Origin of the sequence: Isoptericola sp. NPDC056573 (assembly GCF_042793335.1) — a bacterium.
Taxonomy (GTDB): Bacteria; Actinomycetota; Actinomycetes; order Actinomycetales; family Cellulomonadaceae; genus Isoptericola.
Map to the genome: position 1 here is coordinate 1 of NZ_JBHTUY010000007.1, position 7366 is coordinate 7366.

At 74.5% G+C, this 7366-nt stretch carries 8 protein-coding genes; 3 read left to right on the forward strand and 5 right to left on the reverse strand.

Going from position 1 to position 7366, the window contains the following annotated elements; translation table 11 throughout:
• Positions 1–65 precede the first annotated feature (65 nt).
• Both ACFQ8E_RS13290 and ACFQ8E_RS13295 read right to left on the reverse strand, forming a co-directional pair.
• A complete protein-coding gene (locus ACFQ8E_RS13290) occupies positions 66–1079 on the reverse strand; it encodes an aldo/keto reductase family protein (RefSeq protein ID WP_430551040.1) in 1014 nt (337 codons plus the stop codon).
• A gap of 55 nt (positions 1080–1134) precedes the next feature.
• Entirely contained in the window at positions 1135–1749 is a 615-nt protein-coding gene (locus tag ACFQ8E_RS13295; protein ID WP_430551041.1) for a DUF3043 domain-containing protein, read from the reverse strand.
• A gap of 108 nt (positions 1750–1857) precedes the next feature.
• Here ACFQ8E_RS13295 and ACFQ8E_RS13300 point away from each other — a divergent pair, with 108 nt between their 5' ends.
• Positions 1858–3225: a dipeptidase gene (locus ACFQ8E_RS13300; protein WP_430551261.1), complete on the forward strand. Its 1368-nt coding sequence runs from the start codon at positions 1858–1860 to the stop codon at positions 3223–3225.
• A gap of 16 nt (positions 3226–3241) precedes the next feature.
• Positions 3242–4042: a hypothetical protein gene (locus ACFQ8E_RS13305; RefSeq protein ID WP_430551042.1), complete on the forward strand. Its 801-nt coding sequence runs from the start codon at positions 3242–3244 to the stop codon at positions 4040–4042.
• A gap of 22 nt (positions 4043–4064) precedes the next feature.
• Here ACFQ8E_RS13305 and ACFQ8E_RS13310 read toward each other — a convergent pair whose 3' ends face one another.
• The 3 genes from ACFQ8E_RS13310 to nadA all read right to left on the reverse strand — a co-directional run bounded on the left by ACFQ8E_RS13310 (position 4065) and on the right by nadA (position 6565).
• Positions 4065–4601, reverse strand: coding sequence for an acyl-CoA thioesterase (locus ACFQ8E_RS13310; protein ID WP_430551262.1), 537 nt, complete (start codon positions 4599–4601; stop codon positions 4065–4067).
• A 63-nt stretch (positions 4602–4664) separates the two neighbouring features.
• Positions 4665–5276, reverse strand: coding sequence for a DJ-1/PfpI family protein (locus ACFQ8E_RS13315; protein ID WP_430551043.1), 612 nt, complete (start codon positions 5274–5276; stop codon positions 4665–4667).
• Positions 5277–5332: 56 nt separating this feature from the next.
• Complete coding sequence (gene nadA / locus ACFQ8E_RS13320; protein WP_430551263.1) at positions 5333–6565, reverse strand: quinolinate synthase NadA; 1233 nt, start codon at positions 6563–6565, stop codon at positions 5333–5335.
• Positions 6566–6724: 159 nt separating this feature from the next.
• Between nadA and ACFQ8E_RS13325 the strand changes: the two genes are divergently transcribed.
• Positions 6725–7201, forward strand: a complete 477-nt coding sequence (locus tag ACFQ8E_RS13325; protein WP_430551044.1) for a hypothetical protein — start codon at positions 6725–6727, stop codon at positions 7199–7201.
• Positions 7202–7366 lie beyond the last annotated feature (165 nt).

A 7366-nucleotide genomic window follows, 5' to 3' on the forward strand; every position in this document is an offset into this window, starting at 1 on the left:
GTCGTCGTCCGTCTCAGGACGACGACCCACCGCGACGCCGGGCCCTCCCGGAACCGTCTTTGCGGTCAGGCGACGCGGGTCTTCGGCGCGTTCTCGGCGGTCTTGGCCGGGTCGCGCACGACGACGTCGCCCAGGACGTCGTCGATCGTCGCCAGGAGCTCGGCGGGGATCGTCACGCCGGACGCCTTGACGTTCTCGGCGACCTGCTCGGGCCGGGACGCGCCGACGAGCGCCGCCGCGACGTTGTCGTTCTGGAGCACCCACGCGACGGCGAGCTGCGCCATCGACAGACCCAGCTCGTCGGCGACCGGGCGCAGGTTCTGCACGCGGGTGAGCACGTCGTCGTCGAGGAAGCGGCGGATGCTCGACGCGCCGCCCTTCTCGTCGGTCGCGCGCGACCCGGCGGGCAGCGGCTGGCCGGGCACGTACTTGCCGGACAGCACGCCCTGCGCCATCGGCGACCAGACGATCTGCGACAGCCCGCACTCCTGCGAGGCGGGCACGACCTCGTCCTCGATGACCCGCCAGAGCATGGAGTACTGCGGCTGCGAGGAGATGAGCTGGAACCCCAGCTCCTTCGCCAGGGCCGCGCCGGCGCGGATCTGGTCCGCCGTCCACTCGGAGACGCCGATGTACAGGGCCTTGCCCTGGCGGACGATGTCGGCGAACGCCTGCATCGTCTCGGTGAGCGGCGTCTCGGTGTCGTAGCGGTGCGCCTGGTAGAGGTCGACGTAGTCCGTGCCGAGGCGCTTCAGCGAGCCGTTGATCGACTCCATGACGTGCTTGCGCGACAGACCCGTGTCGTTGGGGCCGCCCGGGCCCGTCGGCCAGTACACCTTGGTGAAGATCTCGAGCGACTCGCGCCGCTCGCCCGCGAGGGCGTCGCCGAGCACCTGCTCGGCCTTCGTGTTGGCGTACACGTCCGCGGTGTCGAACGTCGTGATGCCCGCGTCGAGCGCGGCGCGCACGCACTGCGTCGCGACGTCGTTCTCGACCTGCGAACCGTGGGTGAGCCAGTTGCCGTAGGTGATCTCGGAGATCTTCAGACCGCTGTTGCCGAGGTACCGGTAGTTGACCATGCGTCCACCCTAGGGCGGGAGCAGGGGCGCACCGGACGGTGCCGGCGGTGCCGGGTCACTCCGGCCAGACGCCGTGCTTCTTCGACGACGGCTTGGGCAGGCGCGAGCGGCGGATCTGGAACGCGCGCATGACGGCGTACATCATCGTGCCCTTCGGCACCTCGCCGAACTTCAGCAGCAGCCGCTTGCGGAGCCCGCGCCACAGCAGGAACGCGTCGGCGATGGTGAGCAGCACGACGGCGTACAGCAGCATCAGCACGAGCGCCGACATGGTGACGTTCTGCATGAAGATGAAGTTCAGGACGATGAAGCCGAACGCGACGGGCAGGAAGAACTCGCCGAGGTTCCAGCGCGCGTCGACGTAGTCGCGCGCGTACCGCTTGAGCGGGCCCTTGTCGCGCGGCGGCAGGTGGCGCTCGTCGCCCGTCTGCATCGCCCGGTACTCGAGGTTGCGCTGCTCGCGCGCCTTCTCCCGTGCCGCCTTCGTCGCCGCCTTGCGGTCGTCGGGGACCAGCGGGCGCTTGTTGGCGGCCTCGGCCACGCTGCGCTTGGGCGTGGGGCGGCCCTTGCCGGAGGGGGCGCCGGCCTTCTCGATCTCGGCGGCCGCGTCGACGGGGTCGGTGGAGTCGGGGGACGACGGCGTCGCGTCGGGCTTGTTGCGGGAGAACACGCTCCCAGGGTAGTCGAGCGCGCGGGTAGCGTGAGCCGCGTGACCGACACCCCCCGCACCGCCCCTGCCGGCGTACCGACCGACCGGCCCGTCGACGACGCCACCACCCTGAGCGCGCACGTCGAGCGGCAGTTCCCCGCCCTCCAGGCCGACCTCGAGCGCCTCGTGCGCATCCCGAGCGTGTCCGCCGCCGCCTTCGACCAGGCGCACGTCGCGGCGAGCGCCGATGCCGTCGCCGCGCTGCTGCGCGACGCAGGGCTGCCCGACGTGCGGATCCTGCGCTCGGACCGCCCCGACGGGACCCCCGGGGCGCCCGCCGTCGTCGCCCGCCGTCCCGCGCCCGAGGGCGCCCCGACCGTGCTGCTGTACGCGCACCACGACGTCCAGCCCCCGGGCGACGCCGCCGCGTGGGCGACCGACCCGTTCGAGCCGGTCCAGGTGGGCGAGCGGTTGTACGGCCGCGGTGCCGCGGACGACAAGGCGGGGCTGGTCGCGCACGTCGGCGCGCTGCGCGCCCTGGCCGCCGTGGCTCAGGAGGGCGGCACGGACCTGCCCGTCGGGATCACGGTGTTCGTCGAGGGCGAGGAGGAGTCGGGGTCCCCGAGCTTCCGCCGGTTCCTCGCCGACCACCGCGAGCTGCTCGCGGCGGACGTCATCGTCGTCGCCGACTCCACGAACTGGAAGGTCGGCGTGCCCGCCCTCACCACGTCGCTGCGCGGCCTGGTCGACGGCGTGGTCGAGGTCGAGGTGCTCGGGCACGCGGTGCACTCCGGCATGTTCGGCGGGCCGGTGCTCGACGCGAACACCCTGCTCGCACGCCTGATCGCGACGCTGCACGACGACGCCGGCAACGTCGCGGTGGCGGGGCTGGTCGCCGCCGGCGAGCCGGAGGTCGACTACGAGGAGGCGGCGTTCCGCGCCGACTCCTCGGTGCTCGACGGCGTGACGCTCGCGGGCGAGGGCACCATCGCGGGCCGGCTGTGGACCAAGCCGGCGCTCTCGGTGATCGGCATCGACGCCACGAGCGTCGCGCACGCGTCCAACACGATCGCGCCCCGCGCGGCCGCGAAGCTGTCGCTGCGCATCCCGCCGGGGCAGGACCCGCAGGCGGCGGAGGACGCGCTGCGCGCCCACCTCGAGGCGCACGCGCCGTTCGGCGCACGGGTCGCCTGGCGCTCGGGCGAGCAGGGGCGGGCGTTCCACGCCGCGGAGGACTCGGCCGCGATGCGCGCCGCGCGCTCGGCGTTCGCGGCGGCCTGGGGCACGGACCCGGTGGACATCGGCGTCGGCGGGTCCATCCCGTTCATCGCCGACCTGCTCGAGTTCTTCCCCGGGGCCGCCGTGCTCGTCACCGGCGTCGAGGACCCGGACTCCCGCGCGCACGGCGCCGACGAGTCGGTGCACCTGGGCGAGCTGCGCAAGGTCGTGCTCGCCGAGGCGCTGCTCCTGCGGCGCGTCGCCGAGCTCGAGAGATGAGGGAGGGGGCGACGTGATGTCGCAGCAGCTCGAGGGTGCGGTCGCCGGGGCTCGGATGGTGCCGATGCTGCCCTGCGGCGGCACGGAGGAGGACCTCGACGCGATGGTGGCCTTCTGGACCGCGCTCGGTCTCGAGGTCACCTACCGCCAGCAGCGCCCCAACCCGTACGTGGCGTTCGGGCGCGGTGGGTTCGACGTCCACTACTACGGGATGCCCGACTGGGACCCGGAGCAGAGCCACTCGACCTGCGCGCTCGTCGTCCCGGACACCGAGCCGGTCTACGAGGTGTTCGCGGCGGGGCTGCGGAACCTGTTCGGGCGCCTGCCCGTGTCGGGCGCTCCGCGGATCACCCGCCCGCGGAAGCGGGCGAACAACGCGGGGCTCAGCGGGTTCAGCCTCGTGGACCCCGCGGGGAACTGGGTGCGGGTCTCCCGGGCACCGGACGCGCCGGTCGTCGCGGGCGAGGGGGGCACGACGTCCTGGACGACGGAAGGCGGCGGGCCGCTGGCGCGCGCCCTGGAGAACGCCGTCGTCGTCGCGGACTCGCACGGGGACGTCGGCCAGGCGCGGAAGATCCTGGGTGGCGCCGTCCGTCGTGCTCGGGCGGCGGGGGCCGCCCCGGCCGCGGGCGAGCTCGCGCCGGCGCTCGCCTACCTCGCCGAGCTCGCCGTGCGCGCCGGAGACCCCGCCGCGGCGGGCGAGCTCGTCGCCGAGCTCGAGACGCTCGCCGAGGCCTCCGGCCGCGACGCGGAGGGGGACGCCGTCCGGAGCGCGCTGTCCGAGGCGCGGGCGCTCCGCGACGCCGGGCCCGCCTGAGCCGGCCCGATCCCGGCCCGGGTCAGGCCTCCGACCGGTCCCGGTGCGCGACGTCGAGCGCCCGCGCCCAGGCGGCGACGTCGTCGGGGAGGTCCGGGCTCTGCACGGGCGCCTCCGGCCCCATGAGCGCCACGACGTCGGGCGCGGGGACGCGGGAGCTTCCCGGGCCGAGGAACCGGCCTGCCACGTAGCCGCGGCCGTAGAGCTGCCCCCGGCACGTGAAGACCTGCTCGATGTAGATCACGCGCTCGTCCCAGCCGAGGACGCGCGTGCTGATCTCGAACCGGTCGCCGAGCTTGAGCGAGCGCTTGTAGGTCATGGTCGACGCCGCGACCACCGGGTACCACTTGCGGTCGCCGATCTTGGCGAAGCCGTCGAGGTCGGCGATGAAGTTGGACCGCGCCACGTCCATCATCTGCAGGTACGAGCCGTTGTTGACGTGCAGGTACAGGTCGAGGTCGCCGGGGTGCACGCGCATGCGCGTCACGGACGGGTCGAGCAGGCCCTGGCCGGGCACCGGCTTGCGGGGGCGCAGAGAGGCCCAGGTGAGCTGGATCATTCGAGTCACCTGCGCAGGTTATATCGGCGACCGCCGGTATCAGATACCTGGGCTCGTCGTCCGTCAGACCGGGGGAGCGGGGTCGTACTGGATGCCCCGGCGCACCGCGCGCGCGACCTCGGTCGACTCGAGCCGCGCCACCAGGTGCAGGGCCATGTCGATCCCCGCCGAGACGCCGGCGGCGGTCACGACGTCCCCGTCGTCGACGAACCGCGCCTCGGTGTCCACGACGACGCTCGGGTCGATCTCGGCCAGCTCGTCGTAGTGGTCGCGGTGCGTGGTCGCCGGCCGTCCGGCCAGCAGCCCCGCCGCCGCGAGCACCAGGGCTCCGGTGCACACGCTAGCGAGGACCGGGGTCTGCACGCGCACCTGCCGCAGCCACTCCAGGTGCGTCGGGTCGGCAATCATCGCGCGAGTGCCCCAGCCGCCCGGGTAGACGAGCACGTGCAGCGGGCCGACGTCGTCCGCGGAGTGCGCGGGCACGACCCGCAGGCCCTTGGCCAGGCGCACGCCGTCGCCGTCGCGGGAGAAGGTGCTCACGTGCGGCTTCGGGCCCGACTCGGTGCTCGAGTGCTGCTCCCAGGCCGCGAGCACCTCGAACGGCCCGACGACGTCGAGCTCCTCCGCGTCGTCGAACACGAAGATGCCGATGTGGAGCCCGCCGTCGGTGCTCATGCCTTCTCCTGCGTCGTCAGGGCCGTCGCCGGCCCCTGGTCAGATCTTGCTCACGGTCAGATGCCGGGCAGCGCCAGCATCTGGTCGAGCGCCACCCGGGCCCAGTGGGCGTCGTCGGCGTCGACCACGATCCGGTTGACCATCCGCCCCTCGACCAGCGACTCCATCGCCCACACCAGGTGCGGCAGGTCGATGCGGTTCATGGTCGAGCAGAAGCACACGGTCGAGTCGAGGTAGTGCACCTGCTTGTCCGGGTGCGCCTTGGCGAGGCGGCGCACCAGGTTGAGCTCGGTGCCGATCGCCCACGCGCTGCCGGGCTCGGCGGCGTCGAGGGCCTTGATGATGAACTCGGTGGACCCCACCTCGTCCGCCGCGGTGATCACCTCGTGCTTGCACTCCGGGTGAGCGATCACCGTGACCCCGGGCACCTTCGCCCGGACGTCCTCGACGTTGCGCGCCGAGAACCGCCCGTGCACCGAGCAGTGCCCCCGCCACAGGATCATGCGCGCGTCGCGCAGCTGCTGCTCGGTGAGACCGCCCAGCGGCTTGCGCGGGTCGTAGACCACGCAGTCGTCCAGGCTCAGGCCGAGCTGGAGGACGGCGGTGTTGCGGCCCAGGTGCTGGTCCGGCAGGAACAGCACCTTGCCGGTGCCCTTCACGCCACCCACCCGGTCGAACGCCCAGCGCAGCGCGACCTGCGCGTTCGACGACGTGCACACGGTGCCCCCGTGCCGGCCGGTGAAGGCCTTGATGGCGGCGGAGGAGTTCATGTAGGTCACGGGCACGGTGTCGCCGGCGATGCCGACGTCCTGCAGCACCGCCCACGCCTCCTCGACCTGGCCGATCTCGGCCATGTCGGCCATGGAGCAGCCGGCGGCGAGGTCGGGCAGCACGACCTGCTGCGCGTCCGACGTGAGGATGTCCGCGCTCTCGGCCATGAAGTGCACGCCGCAGAACAGCACGAACTCGGCCTCGGGACGGGCAGCCGCCTCGCGCGCGAGCTTGAAGGAGTCGCCGGTGACGTCGGCGAAGTCGATGACCTCGTCGCGCTGGTAGTGGTGCCCGAGCACGAACGCGCGCTCGCCCAGGGCGGCCCGCGCGGCGCGGGCGCGCTCCACCAGGTCCGGGTCCGACGGCGACGGCAGCGCCCCGGTGCACTCGACGCCACGCTCCGAGGCGAGGTCGCGGCCCTGGCCGAGGAGCAGCAGCGCGGAGGGTGCGGGCTCGGCGAAGCCGGTCGTGGTGCCGGTCGTGGCGCCGGTCGAGGTGCCCGCGGTGTCGTTCAGCAGGGTGGTCACCCGCCTATGTTTCCACAGGGCCTGCGTGCGGCACGCCGCGCGTCCGTCCCCGGCGGGGGCGCGTGCCCGAGCCGTCGGCCTGCCGTCCGCCCCTCCGGCAGCACGCCCCGGGGGCGTCCGCGCCTCGGCTCGGTGTGCCACGATCGCGGCATGCAGGTGCTGCTCTGCGTCGGCGAGGACGCCGGCCCCCTGGCCCCCGCGCTCGCGACGGCGTGGCGGGAGGCCGCGCCGTCGTGCGCCGTGACCACCGTCGTCCTGCCCGACCCCGCGCCGCCGGGGGAGGCCCACCCGTCGTCCGTCGGGGTGTTCGTCCCCCTCGACGCCCTCGGGCTGGCGAGCGTCTCCGGACCGGAGGGCGGTGCGCTCGCCGCCCCGGCGGCGACGTCCGACCTCGTCGTCGTGCACGTCCCCGTGCTGGACGGCACGACCCTGCGCGAGGGGCGCGTCCCCGCCGCCGTGGCGGCCGCCGCCCCGCACGCCGTGCCGGTCGTGGTGCTGGCCGGCCGCAGCGAGGTCTCGCGCCGGGAGTGGTCCGGGGCCGGCGTGAGCGGCGTGCACGAGACCGGGGACGACGTGGTCGCGGCGACCGCGCGCGTGGCGCGGACCTGGGCGCCTTCCTGGGCCTGACCGGTCGGGGGGGGGGGGGCGGGGCCCCCCCCCCCCCCCCCCCCCCCCCGCGGGCCCCCCCCCGGCCCCCCCCCCCCCCCCCCCCCCCCCGGCCCCCCCCCCCCCCCCCCCCGACCCCCCCCCCCCCCGGGGCCGCCGGGGCCGCCGGGGCCGACGGGGCCCCCC

Excerpts from the sequence above, each read along its gene's own strand:
- ACFQ8E_RS13290 (WP_430551040.1), bottom strand. The coding sequence starts at position 1,079 with ATGGTCAACTACCGGTACCTCGGCAACAGCGGTCTGAAGATCTCCGAG.
- ACFQ8E_RS13305 (WP_430551042.1), top strand. The coding sequence starts at position 3,242 with ATGTCGCAGCAGCTCGAGGGTGCGGTCGCCGGGGCTCGGATGGTGCCG.
- ACFQ8E_RS13310 (WP_430551262.1), bottom strand. The coding sequence starts at position 4,601 with ATGATCCAGCTCACCTGGGCCTCTCTGCGCCCCCGCAAGCCGGTGCCC.
- ACFQ8E_RS13315 (WP_430551043.1), bottom strand. The coding sequence starts at position 5,276 with ATGAGCACCGACGGCGGGCTCCACATCGGCATCTTCGTGTTCGACGAC.
- ACFQ8E_RS13325 (WP_430551044.1), top strand. The coding sequence starts at position 6,725 with ATGCAGGTGCTGCTCTGCGTCGGCGAGGACGCCGGCCCCCTGGCCCCC.